The 17,517-nt window shown below is 72.6% G+C and carries 13 protein-coding genes and 1 pseudogene; 10 read left to right on the plus strand and 4 right to left on the minus strand.

The window, feature by feature from the left end; genetic code table 11:
- Positions 1 to 321 precede the first annotated feature (321 nt).
- Genes ACFZAU_RS24115 through ACFZAU_RS24125 form a run of 3 tightly spaced genes read left to right on the plus strand, consistent with a single transcriptional unit; the run spans position 322 to position 3,983 of the window.
- Positions 322 to 1,989 (plus strand): glycoside hydrolase family 13 protein, encoded by a 1,668-nt coding sequence (locus ACFZAU_RS24115; RefSeq protein WP_500553883.1) that lies wholly within the window; start codon positions 322 to 324, stop codon positions 1,987 to 1,989.
- A 25-nt stretch (positions 1,990 to 2,014) separates the two neighbouring features.
- Entirely contained in the window at positions 2,015 to 3,103 is a 1,089-nt protein-coding gene (locus ACFZAU_RS24120; protein WP_499598221.1) for a LacI family DNA-binding transcriptional regulator, read from the plus strand.
- 37 nt (positions 3,104 to 3,140) lie between these two features.
- Entirely contained in the window at positions 3,141 to 3,983 is an 843-nt protein-coding gene (locus ACFZAU_RS24125; RefSeq protein ID WP_499598224.1) for a phosphatase PAP2 family protein, read from the plus strand.
- Between the two features lie 21 nt (positions 3,984 to 4,004).
- Here ACFZAU_RS24125 and ACFZAU_RS24130 read toward each other — a convergent pair whose 3' ends face one another.
- The gene (locus ACFZAU_RS24130) at positions 4,005 to 6,965 is read right to left on the minus strand and encodes a bifunctional [glutamine synthetase] adenylyltransferase/[glutamine synthetase]-adenylyl-L-tyrosine phosphorylase (RefSeq protein ID WP_500553884.1); all 2,961 of its coding nucleotides are present in this window, start codon (positions 6,963 to 6,965) and stop codon (positions 4,005 to 4,007) included.
- Between the two features lie 227 nt (positions 6,966 to 7,192).
- Between ACFZAU_RS24130 and ACFZAU_RS24135 the strand changes: the two genes are divergently transcribed.
- The 4 genes from ACFZAU_RS24135 (at position 7,193) to ACFZAU_RS24150 (ending at position 12,858) form a co-directional block, all read left to right on the plus strand.
- Positions 7,193 to 9,460 (plus strand): peptidoglycan recognition protein family protein, encoded by a 2,268-nt coding sequence (locus ACFZAU_RS24135; protein ID WP_500553885.1) that lies wholly within the window; start codon positions 7,193 to 7,195, stop codon positions 9,458 to 9,460.
- A gap of 191 nt (positions 9,461 to 9,651) precedes the next feature.
- Positions 9,652 to 10,551: an alkaline phosphatase family protein gene (locus ACFZAU_RS24140; protein WP_500459637.1), complete on the plus strand. Its 900-nt coding sequence runs from the start codon at positions 9,652 to 9,654 to the stop codon at positions 10,549 to 10,551.
- Between the two features lie 5 nt (positions 10,552 to 10,556).
- The gene (locus ACFZAU_RS24145; protein WP_500553886.1) at positions 10,557 to 11,816 is read left to right on the plus strand and encodes an MFS transporter; all 1,260 of its coding nucleotides are present in this window, start codon (positions 10,557 to 10,559) and stop codon (positions 11,814 to 11,816) included.
- Positions 11,817 to 11,838: 22 nt separating this feature from the next.
- Positions 11,839 to 12,858, plus strand: coding sequence for a TolB family protein (locus ACFZAU_RS24150; RefSeq protein ID WP_500553887.1), 1,020 nt, complete (start codon positions 11,839 to 11,841; stop codon positions 12,856 to 12,858).
- Between the two features lie 40 nt (positions 12,859 to 12,898).
- On the opposite strand, the gene ACFZAU_RS24155 is transcribed toward ACFZAU_RS24150, so the two are convergent.
- Positions 12,899 to 13,321, minus strand: coding sequence for a TOBE domain-containing protein (locus ACFZAU_RS24155; protein ID WP_500553888.1), 423 nt, complete (start codon positions 13,319 to 13,321; stop codon positions 12,899 to 12,901).
- Between the two features lie 94 nt (positions 13,322 to 13,415).
- The gene (locus tag ACFZAU_RS24160; protein WP_500553889.1) at positions 13,416 to 13,841 is read right to left on the minus strand and encodes an ATP-binding protein; all 426 of its coding nucleotides are present in this window, start codon (positions 13,839 to 13,841) and stop codon (positions 13,416 to 13,418) included.
- A 181-nt stretch (positions 13,842 to 14,022) separates the two neighbouring features.
- Here ACFZAU_RS24160 and ACFZAU_RS24165 point away from each other — a divergent pair, with 181 nt between their 5' ends.
- Positions 14,023 to 14,790: an IclR family transcriptional regulator gene (locus ACFZAU_RS24165; protein ID WP_500553890.1), complete on the plus strand. Its 768-nt coding sequence runs from the start codon at positions 14,023 to 14,025 to the stop codon at positions 14,788 to 14,790.
- A gap of 102 nt (positions 14,791 to 14,892) precedes the next feature.
- Positions 14,893 to 16,407, plus strand: coding sequence for a glycerol kinase GlpK (glpK, locus tag ACFZAU_RS24170; protein WP_500553891.1), 1,515 nt, complete (start codon positions 14,893 to 14,895; stop codon positions 16,405 to 16,407).
- Here the strand turns inward: glpK and ACFZAU_RS24175 are convergent.
- The gene (locus tag ACFZAU_RS24175) at positions 16,385 to 17,296 is read right to left on the minus strand and encodes a PhzF family phenazine biosynthesis isomerase (RefSeq protein WP_500553892.1); all 912 of its coding nucleotides are present in this window, start codon (positions 17,294 to 17,296) and stop codon (positions 16,385 to 16,387) included. The genes glpK and ACFZAU_RS24175 overlap by 23 nt on opposite strands.
- 95 nt (positions 17,297 to 17,391) lie before the next feature.
- Here ACFZAU_RS24175 and ACFZAU_RS24180 point away from each other — a divergent pair.
- Positions 17,392 to 17,516, plus strand: a pseudogene (locus tag ACFZAU_RS24180) (LysR family transcriptional regulator); the annotation flags it as partial.
- Position 17,517 lies beyond the last annotated feature (1 nt).

Genomic DNA, 17,517 nt, shown 5'->3' on the forward strand with positions numbered 1-17,517 from the left:
TGATCTCCTCCAGGATGAAAGCCCGTGATGGTGCGGGGCGCGTCACCGCGTCCCCCCTGCCGACTGCGCCGTTGCGGCCGCCGGGCTGTCGAGGAACGTAACAGGGAAGAAAGCCCGACGAAAGACCTTGCTGCAACTTGCAAGATCTTCCGATCGATACATCTGCGTGTCCTCACAGTTGCAGACGGGAGACGCGCCATGGGACGCTCACCGTCCTGGAAGCCGTTACGCGATCTTCCGCAAATTCCTGAAAGGCATTGCCGATCACGCGGTGGATCGGAATCATCGGCAGGGACCGGCGCCGACTCCCGAGGGACCGACATGACCCAAGAGCTCGCCCCCGTCGTCCACGACGCGACCGACGCGACCGACCCGGCCCCGGCCGCCCCCGAGGGGCGCGCTCCCGGCTGGTGGCGCAGCGCTGTCATCTACCAGGTGTACGTACGCTCCTTCGCCGACGGCGACGGCGACGGCGTGGGCGACCTGCCCGGCATCCGGGCTCGGCTGCCCTACCTGGCGGAACTCGGCGCCGACGCCGTGTGGCTGACCCCCTTCTACGCCTCCCCCCAGGCGGACGGCGGCTACGACGTGGCGGACTACCGCAGCGTCGACCCCCTCTTCGGCTCCCTCGCGGACGCCGACGCGCTCATCCGCACCGCCCACGAGCTGGGCCTGCGGGTGATCGTCGACATCGTCCCGAACCACACCTCCGACCGGCACTCGTGGTTCCGGGCGGCGCTCACGGACCGGCGCGGGGGGCCGGCCCGCGAGCGCTACCACTTCCGCCCCGGCCGGGGCGAGCACGGCCAACTGCCGCCCAATGACTGGGAGTCGGTCTTCGGCGGTCCCGCCTGGACGCGGGTCGCGGACGGCGACTGGTACCTCCACCTGTTCGCCCCCGAGCAGCCCGACCTCAACTGGGACCACCCGGAGGTCCGGGAGGAGTTCGACGCGGTCCTGCGCTTCTGGCTCGACCTGGGCGTCGACGGCTTCCGCGTCGACGTCGCCCACGGCATGGTCAAGGCGGCCGGCCTGCCCGACATCGGCCGCAAGGAGCAGGTCAAGATGATCGGCTCCCAGGTGCTGCCCTTCTTCGACCAGGACGGGGTCCATGAGATCCACCGCTCCTGGCGCCGGCTGCTCGACTCCTACTCCCGCGGGCCCCGGCCGGAGGGCCTGCCCGCCGAGCGCATCGGCGTCGCCGAGGCCTGGGCGCCGAACGCCGGGCGCATGGCGCTGTACGTCCGCCCCGACGAACTGCACCAGGCCTTCAACTTCCACTTCCTGCAGTGCCCGTGGGAGGCCGGCGCGATGCGCGCGGTGATCGAGGAGTCCCTCGCCGCCACCGTCTCCGTGGGCGCCCCCACCACCTGGGTGCTCTCCAACCACGACGTGGTCCGGCACGTCACCCGCTACGGCGACGGCACGGCCGGGTTGCGCCGGGCCCGCGCCGCGGCCCTGCTGATGCTGGCGCTGCCCGGTTCGGTCTACGTCTACCAGGGCGAGGAACTGGGCCTGCCCGAGGTCACCGACCTACCCGACGAGGTCCGCCAGGACCCCTCCTTCTTCCGGGACAACGGCCAGGACGGGCTGCGCGACGGCTGCCGGGTGCCCATCCCGTGGACCACCGACGGCCCCAGCCACGGCTTCGGCCCGGCCGGCAGCTGGCTGCCGCAGCCCGCGGGCTGGGGCGGGCTCAGCGTGCAGGCGCAGACCGGCGACCCCGGCTCCACGCTGGAGCTGTACCGCTCGGCCCTGCGGCTGCGCCGTGAGCTGCCGGGCCTCGGCGACGGGCCGATGCGCTGGCTGGACGCCCCCGAGGGGGTGCTGGCGTTCTCCCGCCCCGGCCTGGTGTGCACCGTCAACGTCACTCCGGAGCCGGTCCAACTGCCCGTTCCGGGGCGGCCGGTGCTCTCCTCCGAGCCCCTGGCGCCCACCGGCGGATCCGTCCGTCTTCCGGCTGATTCGTGCATCTGGTGGGCGATCTGAGATGCGACCGGTACAGTCCAATCCTGTGACCGCAAGGCTTGCCGACATCGCAGCCCAGGCGGGGGTGAGCGAAGCGACGGTCAGCCGTGTCCTCAACGGCAAGCCAGGTGTCTCCGCCGCCACCCGCCAGTCCGTGCTGGCCGCCCTCGACCTGCTCGGGTACGAACGGCCCGTACGGCTGCGCCAGCGCAGCGCGGGCCTGGTCGGGCTGATCACACCCGAGCTGGAGAACCCGATCTTCCCGGCCTTCGCGCAGGTCATCGGGCAGGCCCTGACCCGGCAGGGGTACACGCCGGTGCTGGCCACCCAGACGCCGGGCGGCTCGACCGAGGACGAACTCGTCGAGATGCTCGTCGAGCGCGGCGTCGCCGGGATCATCTTCGTCTCCGGCCTGCACGCCGACTCCACCGCCGACGTGGCGCGCTACGACCGGCTGCACGGCCAGGGCGTGCCGTTCGTCCTGATCAACGGCTTCTCCGCCAAGATCAAGGCGCCGTTCGTCTCGCCCGACGACCGCGGTGCCATGCGTCTGGCCGTCACCCACCTGGCGGCGCTCGGCCACGAGCGGATCGGCCTCGCGGTCGGGCCCAAGCGGTTCGTCCCCGTGCGGCGCAAGATCGAGGGCTTCCTGCGCAGCATGGAGGAGGTGCTCGGCATACCCGCCGACGAGGCGGCCGAGCGCATCCAGCACTCGCTGTTCACCCTCGAGGGTGGTCAAGCGGCCGCCGCCGGCCTGCTCGAAGCGGGCTGCACGGCCGTGGTGTGCGCCTCCGACATGATGGCGCTGGGCGCCGTCCGCGCGGCACGGCAGCAGGGGCTGTCCGTCCCCGGCGACGTCTCGGTCGTCGGCTTCGACGACTCCCCGCTGATCGCCTTCACCGATCCGCCGCTGACCACCATCCGGCAGCCGGTCACGGCCATGGGCCAGGCCGCGGTGCGCGCGTTGCTGGAGGAGGTCGGCGGTACCCCGGCCCCGCACAGCGAGTTCGTCTTCCTGCCCGAACTGGTCGTACGCGGTTCGACGGCATCAGGTCCCAAGGCCGGGGCAGCCGTACCCGTACAGCAGTCGGCCGGGAGGCGTACGCGGGATGCACAGAATCCCACCGGGGGTTGATCGGGCGGCACCGGACCGCATGGCAGACTATCGCCCCATGGGGGAATCGACCGCGAAGATCATGGCCCACCGCAGTGACGGCGTACCACCGCGCTCCATCGATTCCCGTGACCCCGATGGAGCGACGACGGGCAACGGACTACTGGCACCACGCCGGCCCCGGCTGTGGTTCGAGATCCTGCTGATCGCCATCAGCTACTGGATCTACTCGCTGGTGCGCAACGCCGTGCCCGAGCAGCAGGACGACGCCATGCGGAACGCGAGCCACGTCTGGGACCTGGAGCGGTCCCTCGGGCTCGGCTTCGAGCACGCGCTCAATCATGCCGTGAACTCCGTAACGTGGCTCATCGTCGGGATGAACTATTACTACGCGACCCTCCACTTCGTCGTCACCCTGACGGTGCTCGTCTGGCTCTTCCGCAGGCATCCCGGCCGTTACGCGCCGACCCGGCTCGTCCTGTTCGTGACGACCGGCATCGCGCTGCTCGGCTACTACTTCTTCCCCCTGGCGCCGCCCCGGCTGATGGAGGGCGGCGGCTTCGTCGACACCGTGAAGATCCACCACACCTGGGGGTCGATGGCCTCGGGCGACCTGGCGCACGTCTCCAACCAGTACGCGGCCATGCCGTCGATGCACATCGGCTGGTCGCTGTGGTGCGGCATCACCGTCGCCATGCTCGCGCGGCGGGCGTGGGTGCGGGTGCTGGGGGTGCTCTACCCGGTCGTCACCCTGCTCGTCATCGTCTCCACCGCCAACCACTTCTGGCTGGACGCCGCCGGCGGCACCCTCTGCCTCGGCGTGGGCTTCGCCGCCTCCTGGGCCGTCTACGGCGGTCTCGCCTACCGGTTGCCGCGCCAGGTCCGGGTCGCCACGGCCTAGCCGGGCCGTGACGTCCTGCGGCTACGTGCCGTAGAAGAGGCGCTCGACCACCGCGCGGGCCCGGCGCGTGGCCCGGCGGTAGTCCTCCACCATGTCGCCCACGTGCCCCGGCTCGTAGCCGAGGTAGCGCCCCACCGCGGCCAGTTCCTTGCCGTCGCCGGGGAAGGTGTCGCCGGCCCGGGCCCGGACGAGCATGACGGCGTTGCGCATCCGGCTGGCCAGGATCCAGGCGGCGTCCAGGACCTCGGCGTCCTCGGCGGGCACCAGTCCCGCCGCCGCGGCCGCGGCCAGCGCCGGCCGGGTCCGAGTCGTCCGCAGCCCGGGAACCTGTGCGCCGTGCCGCAGTTGCAGCAGCTGCACCGTCCACTCGACGTCGCTGAGCCCGCCCCGCCCCAGCTTGGCGTGGGTGGTCGGGTCCGCGCCGCGCGGCAGCCGCTCGGACTCCATGCGGGCCTTGAGCCGGCGGATCTCGCGCACCGCCTCCTCCGGCAGTCCCTCGGCCGGGTAGCGCAGCGGGTCGACGAGGGCGATGAAGCGGGCGCCCAGGTCCTCGTCGCCGGCGACCGGTTCGGCGCGGAGCAGGGCGTGGCTCTCCCAGACCAGCGACCAGCGCCGGTAGTAGGCGGCGTACGAGCCCAGGGTGCGCACCAGCGGGCCGCTCTTGCCCTCGGGGCGAAGGTCGGCGTCGATCAGCAGCGGCGGGTCGGTGGTGGGGATCTGCAGCAGCCGGCGCAGCTCGTTGGCGACCTTGAGCGCGGCCTTGGCGGCCCGGTGCTCGTCGGCGCCCTCGTACGGCTCGTGGACGAACAGGACGTCCGCGTCGGATCCGTAGCCCAGTTCGCGCCCGCCGAAGCGGCCCATGCCGATGACGGAGAACCGGGTCGGCAGGGGCTCGCCGTCGGCCGCCTCGACGGCGTTGACCGCGGCCTGCAGGGCACCGGTGACGGTGGCGGCGTTGAGGTCGGTGAGGGCGGCGCCGATCGCGTCGGGGTCGTCGCGGTGGACTCCGACCAGGTCCGCGGCCGCGGTGCGGAACAACTCGCGGCGGCGCACCCCGCGGACCGCGGCCACGGCCTGCTCGGCGGTGTCCGCGCGGTGGACCGCGGCCAGCACCTCCTGGTCCAGGGCACCGCGGGTGCGCGGCTGGAGGCCCTCGTCGTCGGCGAGCAGGGCCACCGCCTCGGGGGCCCGCATGAGCAGGTCCGGGGCGAGCCGCCCGGAGGACAGCACGCGCGCGAGGTTGACGGCGGCGGCGCCCTCGTCCCGCAGCAGCCGCAGGTACCAGGGCGTGCGGCCGAGGGCGTCGCTGACCCTGCGGAAGCCCAGCAGTCCCGCGTCGGGGTCCGCGGAGTCGGCGAACCAGCCGAGCAGCACCGGCAGCAGGGTCCGCTGGATGGCGGCCTTGCGGCTGACCCCCGAGGCCAGCGCCTCCAGGTGGCGCAGGGCGGCGGCGGGATCGGCGTAGCCGAGCGCCTCCAGGCGCTGCTTGGCCGCGTCCGTGGACAGGCCCACCTCGCCGGGGGCGAGCTGGGCGACCGCGTCGAGCAGCGGACGGTAAAAGAGCTTCTCGTGGAGGCGGCGGACCTCGCGGGCGTGCCGCCGCCACTCCCGCTGCAGCTCCGTGACCGGGTCCGCGCGGAAGCCCAGGGAGCGGCCGAGCCGCCGCAGGTCCGCCGCGTCCTCCGGTACCAGGTGGGTACGGCGCAGCTTGTGCAGCTGGATGCGGTGCTCCATCGTCCGCAGGAAGCGGTACGAGGTGTCGAGCGCCGCCGCGTCCGCGCGCCCCACGTAGCCGCCGGCGGCGAGCTGGGACAGCGCGGTCAGGGTGGTGCCGCTGCGCAACGACGGGTCGGTGCGGCCGTGCACCAGCTGGAGCAGCTGTACCGCGAACTCCACGTCCCGCAGGCCGCCGGGGCCGAGCTTCAGCTCGCGGTCCAGGTGGGCGACGGGGATGTTCTCCACGACCCGGCGCCGCATCTCCTGGACGTCCTGGACGAAGTGCTCGCGCTCGGCGGCCTGCCACACCATCGGCGACAGCGCCTCGACGTACTCCTGGCCCAGCGCCGGGTCGCCGGCGACCGGGCGGGCCTTGAGCAGCGCCTGGAACTCCCAGGTCTTGGCCCAGCGCTTGTAGTAGGCCAGATGGCTGGAGAGGGTGCGCACCAGCGGGCCGCGCCGGCCCTCGGGACGCAGGTTGGCGTCGACCTGCCAGATGCTGCCCTCGACGGTGGTGTCGGAGCAGATCCGCATCATGTGCGAGGCCAGCCGGGTGGCGGCCTGCAGCGCCTTGGCCTCCTCGGCGTCGGGGCGGGCCTCGGCCACGAAGATGACGTCGACGTCGGAGATGTAGTTGAGCTCGTGGCCGCCGCACTTGCCCATGCCGATCACCGCCAGCCGGCACAGTGCGGCGTCGCCCGGCGCCTCCGCCTCGGCCATGGCCAGGGCGGCGCGCAGCGTCGCGGTCGCGAGGTCGGCGAGCTCCGCCGCGGTCTGCACGAGGTCGCTGGTGCCGCACACGTCGCGGGCGGCGATGCCCAGCATGCAACGCCGGTAGGCCACCCGCAGCGACTGCGGGTCGTCGGCCCCGGCCAGTCCGCGCTCGAACTCCGTGGTGCCCGGGTGCAGGTCGGCGTGCTCGTAGGTGACCAGGGCGTGCCAGTCGAGCGGGTGCCGCGTCAGGTGGTCGGCCAGGGCGACGGAGGCGCCCAGCACCCCGAGCAGCCGGTCGCGCAGCGGCTTGGCCGTGGTGAGCGTGTCGAGGAGGGTGCGCCGCTCCCCGGGGTCGAGGGCCTCGACGAGCCGTACGAGTGAGGCGAGCGCCTGGTCGGGGTCGGCGGTGGCGCCCAGCGCGTCGAGCAGGACCGGGTCACTGCGGACCTCGGCGAGCTGCTCACCGCCCAGCAGCGCCTCGGCGGCCACGGCGTCGCTGAAGCCGTGCCGCAGCAGCCGCCCGAACCTGGTGTCCCGTCGCCCTTCCAGCACGCCGCCCGCCTTTCCCGGTGCTCCCGGCCGGCCCGATCCGCCCTAGAGAGAGTATCCGCCCGGCCCCGGCTCTGTTACCTGGCGGTATGCCTGCTTTCAGGGTGATCGTCCGGCGGTGTGAGGGTGCTCAGGTCCTTCTGGTATAAAGCCTTGCTGATTCAGAGGTTTAAACCATCAACCAACGGTGCCCACGGGATCCAGGGGTGGGACGGGGCGGGGAAGAGAACATGCGGCGAATACGTCTGCGCGGGCGTGCCTGGCTCGCGGTGGGGGCGGTCGTACTCGGAGGCGCCGGTGTCATCACCGCCGCGTCCGTGGCGAGCGGCCCGGAGGGGACCGCCTCGTCGGCACCCTCCAAGGGGCCGGTCAAGACCCAGGTGGACGCTCTGGCACTGAAGGGCACCGGCGGAGAGCGGGAGCTGCCCCAGCAGCGCACGGATGCGTTCGGCACGCTCGGCGTGACCTGGGACGATCCGAAGGAGGAGCTGGACGGCACGGTCCAGCTCCGGGTCCGGACGCAGAAGACCGGCAAGTGGTCCGACTGGTTCGGCATCGAGACTCACAACGATGACGCGCCGGACGCCGGCGCCGAGAGCGCGGGACGCGGTGGCACCCCTCCGCTGTGGGTGGGCTGGTCCGACGGCGTGCAGGCCCGCGTCCGCTCCGACAAGGGCGCGGCGGGCCTCCCGAAGGGGATGAAGCTCACCCTGGTCGGCGAGAGCGACAAGAAGAGCAGCGTCGACGTGGCGATGGCGCCTGCCGCCTTCGCCGTCGACGCCGAGGACACCGCGTCGCCGTCCGCGGACCCCACGGTGACCTCGTCGCCGTCCGAGACGACCGAACCGGCCACGACCGAGCCGTCGACCACCGAGCCGAGCGCGACGGAGAGCTCAGCCCCGGCCAGCAGCGCCCCGGCGAGCAGCAGCCCGCCCGCGACGAGCTCCCCGACGGCGTCCGCGTCCACGCCGCCCACCTCGACCGTGGCCAAGCCGCCCATCGTCACGCGCGCGGGCTGGGGTGCCGACGAGAGCATCCGCGAGCAGACGGAGCCGGACTACGCGCCCAACGGGGTGCAGGTGGTCTTCGTGCACCACACCGCGACGTACAACGCCACGACGAAGAGCGGCGACTACAGCTGCAGCAACTCGCCGAGCATCATCCGGCAGATCTACGCGTACCACGTCAGCCAGACCTGGCGGGACATCGGCTACAACTTCCTCGTCGACAAGTGCGGCACGATCTACGAGGGCCGCTACGGCGGTGTGGACCGTCCCGTGGTGGGCGCCCAGACCGAGGGCTACAACACCGGCACGGCGGGCATCGCGGTCATCGGCTACTTCCAGACCGACAAGTACGTCTCCAAGGCCACGCCGATGACCTCGCAGATGCTGGGCTCGGTCTCCGCCCTCGCCACCTGGAAGCTGGGCCTCAAGAAGATCGACCCCAACCCCGGCACCAAGAGCCAGACCGTCAACGGCAAGGCGTTCTACCCCATCTCGGGCCACCGCGACGGATTCGCCACCGAGTGCCCCGGCACCGACCTGTACGCCAAGGTGCCCACCATCCGCACGTACGCCTCCGCCGTGGCCGCGCCGACGCTGAACGGCGTCAGCGGCGCCACGCTCTCCGGGACCTCGTACTACACCAAGGGCACGGCGACGGTGGCCTGGAAGGAGAGCACCCCGACCGCCGTCATCAAGCGGTTCGAGGTGCTCGTGGACGGCAAGGTCGCGGCCACCGCCAAGGCCACCGCCACCTCCGCGCCGATCACGGTCGCCGCGGGCAGGCACACCGTGACCGTGCGGGCGGTGCACATGAGCAACAAGACGGCGACGTCCGCGAGTTCGTACAGCGTGGTCGGTGACACGACCAAGCCGACGTTCACCACCGCCCCCTCGGTGAAGATCCGCAACGCGACAGTGTCCAGCACCTCCGTGCCGGTCTCCGTGACCTGGAAGGCCACCGACAGCGGCGCGCTCAAGAGCGTCGCGGCGACCGCCCCCAGCACGGCCACCTTCGGCCCGACGACCACCTCGTGGAGCACCACGGGCAAGGTGAACACCGCGGTCACGTACGGCCTGAAGGCCACCGACGCGGCCGGCAACTACACGACCGCCTCGGTGAGCCGCACGGCGGCGATCCTGCAGGAGACCTCGGCGACGAAGTCCGGGACCTGGTCGACGAAGAGCAGCACCAGCTACCTCGGCGGGAAGTCCTACACCTCGTCCTCGAAGAACGCCAGCCTGACCTGGACGTTCACCGGCCGCTCGGTCGGCTGGGTGGTCTCCCGGGCCTCGACCTCGGGCCAGGCGTACGTCTACGTCGACGGGGTCAAGACGGCCACGGTGGACCTCAAGTCCTCCACCACCGCCTACCGGCAGACGATCTGGTCCAAGACGTGGACCACCAGTGCCAAGCACACGCTGAAGATCGTCGTCGTCGGCACCTCCGGCCGCCCGGCGATCACCACGGACGGCATCACGTACGTCAAGTGACGGCCTGACAGCAAGGGCCCGGGGAGCGCGAATCCGCGTTCCCCGGGCCCTTTTACCTGGGCTTGACCTCAAGATCCAAAACGTAGGGACCGTTCCCCTGACCTTCACTTCGGCGGTGCTTCGGGCGTCCACGGCTCCCTCCTAACCTGGCGCGGCGCCACTCCCCGTCCCCCCCTTCACGGAGGTCCGCCGTGTCCGGCTGGTCCCTGCCCCGCCCCCGTCGCACCGTCACCGCCCTCACGTCCGTCCTCGGCGTCGCCGCCGCCTCCCTCGGCCTGTGGGCCGGGCTCGGCGGCTCCGAGACCGCCCACGCGGCCGGCAGCGTCCCGAACCCCGACCACGTGGTCGTGGTGATGTTCGAGAACCACGCCTACAACCAGGTCATCGGGAGCTCCAGCGCCCCCTACATCAACAACACCCTGAAGGCCGGCGGCGCCAACCTGACGCAGTCGTACGGCCTCACGCACCCGAGCCAGCCCAACTACCTGCAGATCTTCTCCGGTGGCAACCAGGGCGTCACCGACGACGGCTGCTACACCCCCGGCTTCAGCTCCAAGCCCAACCTGGCCTCCGAGCTGATCGCCGCCGGCAAGAGCTGGGCCAGCTACAACGAGACGCTGCCGAGCCAGGGTTCGACCACCTGCAGCAGCGGCACCTACGCCCGCAAGCACAACCCGTGGTTCGCGTTCAGCAACGTCCCGACCTCGACGGCGAAGACCTTCGCGCAGTTCCCGACCGACTTCACCACCCTGCCCAAGGTCTCCTTCGTCACGCCGAACCTGTGCAGCGACATGCACGACTGCTCGGTCTCCACCGGTGACACCTGGCTGAAGAACAAGCTGGGCGCCTACGCGACCTGGGCGAAGACCCACAACAGCCTGCTCGTCGTCACCTTCGACGAGGACAACCGGCTGAGCGGCAACAAGATCGCGACCGTGCTGTACGGCCAGCCGGTCAAGGCCGGTTCGTCGTCCGCGACGACCTACAACCACTACAACGTGCTCCGCACGCTGGAGGACCTGGCGGGTCTGAGCACGCACGCGGGCAACGCCGCCTCCGCCTCGGACATCACCGGCATCTGGGCGAGCTGAGGCCGGTGTACGTCGCGGACAGCCGCGGCGGAGCCGGCACCGAGGTCCGGGACGCGTCGCGTCCCGGGCCCCGGGCCACCGCCGTCGCCCCCACCGTCCTCGTCCTGGGCACCGTCAGCCTGATCACCGACGTGTCGTCGGAGATGGTCACCGCGGTGCTCCCCCTCTACCTCGTCGCCGGACTCGGCCTCTCCCCCCTCGGCTTCGGTCTGCTCGACGGGGTCTACAACGGCTTCAGCGCCCTGGTGCGGCTGGCCGGCGGCCACCTCGCCGACCGGGGCGGCGGCCGGCACAAGGCGGTCGCGGCCGTCGGCTACGGCCTGTCGGCGCTGTGCAAGCCCGCGCTGCTGCTGGTCCACAGCCTGCCCCTGATCGGTGCCGTCCTCGCCGTCGACCGCACCGGCAAGGGCCTGCGCACCGCGCCGCGGGACGCGCTGATCTCGCTGTCCTCCGCGCCGGAGACGCGCGGGCGGGCCTTCGGCGTGCACCGTGCCATGGACACCGCCGGGGCGCTGCTGGGGCCGCTGGTGGCCTTCCTGATCCTGCGGCAGGCCGCCGAGGGCTACGACGCCGTCTTCACGGTGAGTTCCTGCGTGGCCGCCGTGGGCGTGCTGGTGCTGCTGCTGTTCGTGCCGGGCGGCCGCGGCGGGGCTCCCACCGCCGAAGTGCCCGCTTCCGCGGACTCGCCCCGGCCCACGCTGCGTGCCTCCCTGGCGCTGCTGCGCCGCCGGGACGTGCGGCGGCTGACGGTCTGCGCGACGCTGCTGGGCCTGTCGACGGTCAGCGACTCCTTCGTCTACCTGCTGCTCCAGCACCGGCTCGGCGTCCCCGACCGCTGGTTCGCGCTGCTCCCCCTGGGCACCGCGGCGGCCTTCCTGCTGCTCGCGATGCCGCTGGGGCGGCTGGCCGACCGGATGGGCCGCTGGCGGATGTTCCTGGCGGGGCACGTGGCCCTGCTCGCCGCGTACGGGCTGCTGCTCGCGCACGGCCCGGTGTACGTCGTCCTGCTGCTGCACGGCGCCTTCTACGCCGCCACGGACGGGGTGCTGATGGCCGCCGCGTCCACCGCCGTACCCGAGGAACTGCACGGCGCCGGGCTCGCCCTCGTCCAGACCGGGCAGGCCACGGCCCGCTTCGCCGCCTCCCTCGCCTTCGGCGCGGCCTGGACCGCCTGGGGCGACCGCACGGCCCTCACCGCCGCCGCGCTGGCACTGACGGTGTGCGCGGTCTGCGCCGTGTACCTGCGTCCGGCGCCGAGTTCGTAAGCCCCCCGAGGAAAGGCCCCCCATGAACACCCGCAGCCGTCTGTTCGTGCTGCTCGCCGCCGTGGCGGCGCTGGCCGCCGTCGCCGCCGTCTCCGTACTGCGCGCCGCCGACCGCGCGGCGGAGAAGGACCGCCCGCAGGCCGGCGGCCCCGCGGTCACGTCCGGGACGGTGACGCTGGCGCCGGACGCGCCCCGCATGGTGTTCCGCAACATGGCCTGGGGCCCGCACCGGGACGAACTGGCCACCGTCCCGGCCGGCAGCCCGGGGGCCGCGCGCACCGCCTCGGACGTCAAGTGCCTGCGTTTTTACGCGGCCGCCGGCACCGGCATCTGCCTGCAGTCGGTCAAGGGCGCCGTCCAGGACAGCTACCGTGCCGTCGTCCTGGACGCCCGGCTGCGCGAGCTGCACAGCTTCCCCCTCGCGGGCATCCCGACCCGGGCCCGGGTCTCGCCCAGCGGGCGCATGGTCGCCTGGACGGTGTTCGTCGGCGGCGACTCCTACGCGGGCACGAACTTCTCCACCCGCACGTCCGTCCTGGACACCCGAACCTGGGCCCTGGTGACGAACCTCGAGGACTTCCGGATCACCAAGGACGGCCGGCCCTACCACGCCGCCGACGTCAACTTCTGGGGCGTGACCTACTCCGACGACACCCACTTCTACGCCACCCTCGGCACCGCCGGCCGCACCTACCTCGTCCGCGGCGACGTCGCGGACCGCTCGGTGCGGACGCTGCGCGAGAACGTCGAGTGCCCCTCGCTCTCGCCCGACGGCACCCGGCTGGTCTTCAAGAAGCGCGTCGCGGGCCTCTCCCCCGACGCTCCGTGGCGGCTGTACGTCCTGGACCTGGCCACCATGCGCGAGACCCCGCTCGCCGAGCGGCGCAGCGTCGACGACCAGGTCGTCTGGCGCGACGACCACACGCTCGTCTACGCCCTCTCCGGGGACTTCGGCGCGGACCTGTGGACGGTGCCCGCCGACGGCACCGGCTCGGCCCGCCGCATGATGACGGCGGCACTGGCGCCCGCGTACCTCGGGTAGGCGCTAGGGCAGGCCACGGGCCCCGGCGGGCGCCGCCCGCTCAGGTCGCCAGGGACACGTCGGTCGCCTTGACCAGCGCGACGACGTCGGCGCCCTCGGCGACCCCCAGCTCGTCCAGCGCCTCCCGGGTGATCACGGACGTCAGCTCACGACCGCCCCCGAACGCCACCCGCACCGTCGCCATCGCCCCACCCGCCGTCACGGCCGTCACCGTCCCCGGGATCCGGTTGCGGATGCTGATCCCGCGCACCGGAGCCGTCGCCAAGGACACCTCCGTCGCCTTGATCAGCACCGTCACCCCGCCCCCGGGGATGATGCCGAGCTCCCGCACGGCCTCGGCCGTCACGGCCGCCGTGAAGTCCGGCCCCCCGCCGTCGAGGCGGACGGTGACCACGGCCATCACCTCACCCGGGACCACCGAGGCGACCTTGCCGTCGATCTGGTTGCGAATGCTCAGTGCCATGAGCGGCACCGTAAGCCCGCTCCCGGCGCGGCGTGCGGAACGACCCGCCGCCCGCCCCGGGCCCGGGCGGCGGTACTGCCCCGCCGGCGGCGGCTCAGGCGGTGACCAGGTCCGCCCAGCGGGTGACCCCCGCGCAGTCGGCACGGATGCCGTGCCGTGTGGAGAGGGCGTTGACGATGCCGAGGCCCCGGCCGTGCTCGTCGGGGTCGGTGGAGCCTCCCGGTAGGCACGGACGGGCCGACGGGCCCGCGTCGGTCACCTCGATGTGCAGGGCGCTGTGCCCGTCGACCTCGGTCCAGCAGATGCGCAGGGAGGCGGGGCCGTCGGCGTGGACGATCGCGTTCGTGGTGAGCTCCGAGATCACCAGCAGCGCGTCCTCGGCGACCTCCGGGCACAGCTCCCAGTCCGCCAGCACGCCCCGTACCCGTCGGCGCACGACGGACAGGGCACCCGGGATGTGCGACAGCGCGCAGACGTGCACGTCCTCGCGCTGCGACATCGTCTCGGGCTCTGCCGCCATGGTGTCCTCCTCCCGGGGGAGTCCTGCCGGGTGGACTCCCGGACCTGGACGAAAGCTTCCGAGACGGGGCATCGCGGGTCAATGAATCGGGGTCGTCATTGTCGAACGCCGCCTTCGCAGGCCGAACGACCTGCGGAAACGCGCTGATGCCCATCGCCGTTGCCGGGGATAGCATCGACGTATGGCCGGCCCGCTCCAGTCCATCGAACGGGCGGCGGCGATCCTCAGGCTCCTGGCCGGCGGTCCCCGCCGGCTCGGGCTGGGCGAGGTGGCCGCCTCCCTCGGGCTGGCGAAGGGCACGGCCCACGGCATCCTGCGCACCCTCCAGCACGTGGACTTCGTCGAGCAGGACCCGGCGACCGGGAAGTACCAGCTCGGGGCGGCCCTGCTGCACCTGGGCACCAGCTACCTGGACGTCAACGAACTGCGGTCGCGGTCGATCAACTGGGCCGACGCCCTGGCCGCCCGCAGCGGCGAGGCGGTGCGCCTGGGCACCCCGCTGGAGGGCCAGGTCCTCGTCGTCCACCACGTCTTCCGGCCCGACGACAGCCTGCAGACCCTCGACGTCGGAGCGCTGCTGCCGCTGCACGCCTCCTCGCTCGGCAAGATCCTGCTGGCCTACGGGGCGGCGCCGCTGGAGCCGCTGCTGAAGGAGGAGCTGGAGGCGTACACGCGGCACACCCTGGTGGTCCCGGAGGACCTGTCGCGGGCCCTGGCCGAGGTCCGCGAGCAGGGCTGGGCGCCGGAGGTGCAGGAGATGTCGATGGGCGAGGCCGGGGTCTCGGCGCCGATCCGCGGCTCGGGCGGCCTCGTCGTGGGCGCGATCGGCCTGTCCGGCCCGGTCGAGCGGATCTGCGACACCAAGGGCCGCCCCCTGGCGTCCCTGGTCACGCTGCTCCGCGAGGCCGCTCGGGCGATCTCCAGAGACCTGGGCGCCGCCCGCTGGTGAGGCCCGCCCGCGCCCCGGACACCGGCCCCGGACACCAAGGACATCGAGGACACGGCGAACGCGACGAAAGCAACGGAAAGCATCGGAAAGCAGGCCCCGAACATGGTTGAACGGTATGTGTTGTCCATCGACCAGGGCACCACCTCCACCCGATGCATCCTCTTCGACCACCGGGGCCGCCTGGTGTCGGTCGCCCAGCGCGAGCACCAGCAGCACTTCCCGCGGCCCGGCTGGGTCGAGCACGACGCCCTGGAGATCTGGCGCAACCTCGAGCGCATCGTCCCCCAGGCGCTGTCCTCGGCCGAGATCGCGGCGGACGAGGTCGCCGCGATCGGCATCGCCAACCAGCGGGAGACGACCGTGCTGTGGGACCCGAGGACGGGCGTGCCGCTGGGCCGGGCCATCGTCTGGCAGGACACCCGTACCGCGCCGCTCGTCGAGCGGCTGCGCAAGGACCCCGGCGACGGCTTCTTCCTGGACCGCTGCTGCCTGCCGCCCTCCACCTACTTCTCCGCGCCGCGGATCCGCTGGCTCTTCGACGAGGTGCCGGGGCTCGAGCAGCGGGCCCGCGACGGCGAGCTGCTCTTCGGGACGATGGAGACCTGGCTGATCTGGAACCTGACGGGCGGCGTCGACGGCGGCCTGCACATCACCGACGCCACCAACGCCAGCCGCACCATGCTGATGAACATCCGCTCACTGACCTGGGACCAGGACCTGCTGGACTTCTTCGGCGTCCCCCGCGCGATGCTCCCGGAGATCCACGCCTCCGCCGAGAACTACGGCGCGGCCCGCACCGTCCTGCCCGGGGTCCGCATCACCGCCGCCCTGGGCGACCAGCAGGCGGCGCTCTTCGGCCAGACCTGCTTCTCGCCCGGCGAGGCGAAGTGCACCTACGGGACCGGCAGCTTCCTGCTGCTCAACACCGGTTCCAAGATGATCAGGTCGCGGCACGGACTGCTCTCCACCGTCGCGTACAAGATCGACGACCAGCCGGCGGTCTACGCCCTGGAGGGCTCGATCGCCGTCACCGGCTCGCTGGTGCAGTGGTTCCGCGACCGCCTCGGGCTGATCAGCAGCGCCCCTGAGATCGAGACCCTCGCCCGCACCGTCGAGGACAACGGCGGCTGCTACATCGTGCCCGCCTTCTCCGGTCTGTTCGCCCCGCACTGGCGCAGCGACGCCCGCGGGGTCATCGTCGGCCTCACCTCGTACATCACCAAGGGGCACCTCGCCCGGGCCGTCCTGGAGGCCACGGGCTGGCAGACCCGCGAGGTCGTGGACGCCATGAACGCCGACTCCTCGATCGGGCTGAAGGAGCTCAAGGTCGACGGCGGCATGACCGCGGACAACCTGCTCATGCAGTTCATCGCCGACGTCCTCGACGTCCCCGTGGTCCGGCCCATGGTCGCCGAGACCGTGTCCCTGGGCGCCGCCTACGCCGCCGGCCTGGCCTCCGGTTACTGGCCGGACCTGAAGGTGCTGCGGAACAACTGGCACCGCGCCGGGCAGTGGCTGCCCGACATGGACCCCGGGCGCCGCGAGGCCGAGTACGAGAACTGGCAGCGTGCCGTCGAGCGGTCCATCGGCTGGATCAGACAGCCGGGGGCACCATGACCGGGGGCTCGGCCTCCGCCGCCCCGGGCGCGGCCAGGGGCACCGCCCGGCCGGTGACCCGTACCCGCGGGTCCCGGGGGTCGACGTCCACGACCAGTTCGCTCGGGCGGCCCATGTCCTCGCCCTGCCGCACCACCACCCGGGCCGCCTCCGGCACCAGCCCGAGCTCCCGCAGGTAACCGCCGAACGCCGCGGCGGCCGCGCCGGTCGCCGGGTCCTCGACGACCCCGCCCACCGGGAAGGGGTCGCGGGCGTGGAATCGGTCCTCGGCCTCCCGCCAGACCAGGTGGACCGTGGTCCACCCGTGGCGGCGCATCACCGCGGCGAGGCCGTCGAAGTCGTACGCGAGGTCGGCCAGCCGGGCCCGGCGGGCGGCGGCCAGCACCAGGTGGTGGACCCCGCCGAAGGCCACGTGCGGCGGCAGCGCCGGGTCCAGCTCGTCCCGCGCCCAGCCCAGCGCGGCGAGCGCCGCGTCCACCTCGGCGTCCGCGGCCGGGCGGGACCGGGTGGGCACGCTGGTCAGCGTGGCGCGCGTCCTGCCGTCCCCGTCGACGGCCGTGAGCACCGGGATCTCGCCCGCCCGGGTGTCCAGGACCAGCTCGCCGGGGCCGACGCGCTCCGCGAGCGCGACGGCGGTCGCGACCGTCGCGTGGCCGCAGAAGTCGACCTCGGCGAGGGGGCTGAAGTAGCGCACGGCGAACCGGCGGCGGGCGGGGTCCGCGGCCGTGACGAAGGCCGTCTCGGAGTAGCCGACCTCGGCGGCGAGCGCGAGCATGCGCCGCTCGTCCAGACCCGAGGCGTCGAGGACGACGCCGGCCGGGTTGCCGCCCGCGGGGTCGGAGCTGAAGGCGGTGTAGCGCAGGACGTCGGTACGGGTTCCGGTGGTCATGCCGTCCACGCTGCCACACCGGGTGTCATCGAAGGAAACGATGGTTCTCCATCACTTCGATTGATGGCACCGATCGCAGCCGCTACGGTCGGGCCGTGGACACCCGACTGCTCACGACCTTCCTCACCCTGGCCAGGACGGGGAACTTCACCGGCGCGGCCACAGAGCTGCACCTGTCGCAGTCCACCGTCACGGCCAGATCAAGTCCCTGGAGAAGGAGC

This window comes from Streptomyces sp. NPDC008238, from assembly GCF_042956445.1.
Classification (GTDB): Bacteria; Actinomycetota; Actinomycetes; order Streptomycetales; family Streptomycetaceae; genus Actinacidiphila.

Coding starts and splice junctions, on each gene's coding strand:
- ACFZAU_RS24115 (WP_500553883.1), top strand. CDS start 322: ATGACCCAAGAGCTCGCCCCCGTCGTCCACGACGCGACCGACGCGACC.
- ACFZAU_RS24125 (WP_499598224.1), top strand. CDS start 3,141: ATGGGGGAATCGACCGCGAAGATCATGGCCCACCGCAGTGACGGCGTA.
- ACFZAU_RS24135 (WP_500553885.1), top strand. CDS start 7,193: ATGCGGCGAATACGTCTGCGCGGGCGTGCCTGGCTCGCGGTGGGGGCG.
- ACFZAU_RS24150 (WP_500553887.1), top strand. CDS start 11,839: ATGAACACCCGCAGCCGTCTGTTCGTGCTGCTCGCCGCCGTGGCGGCG.
- ACFZAU_RS24155 (WP_500553888.1), bottom strand. CDS start 13,321: ATGGCACTGAGCATTCGCAACCAGATCGACGGCAAGGTCGCCTCGGTG.
- ACFZAU_RS24160 (WP_500553889.1), bottom strand. CDS start 13,841: ATGGCGGCAGAGCCCGAGACGATGTCGCAGCGCGAGGACGTGCACGTC.
- ACFZAU_RS24165 (WP_500553890.1), top strand. CDS start 14,023: ATGGCCGGCCCGCTCCAGTCCATCGAACGGGCGGCGGCGATCCTCAGG.
- glpK (WP_500553891.1), top strand. CDS start 14,893: ATGGTTGAACGGTATGTGTTGTCCATCGACCAGGGCACCACCTCCACC.
- ACFZAU_RS24175 (WP_500553892.1), bottom strand. CDS start 17,296: ATGACCACCGGAACCCGTACCGACGTCCTGCGCTACACCGCCTTCAGC.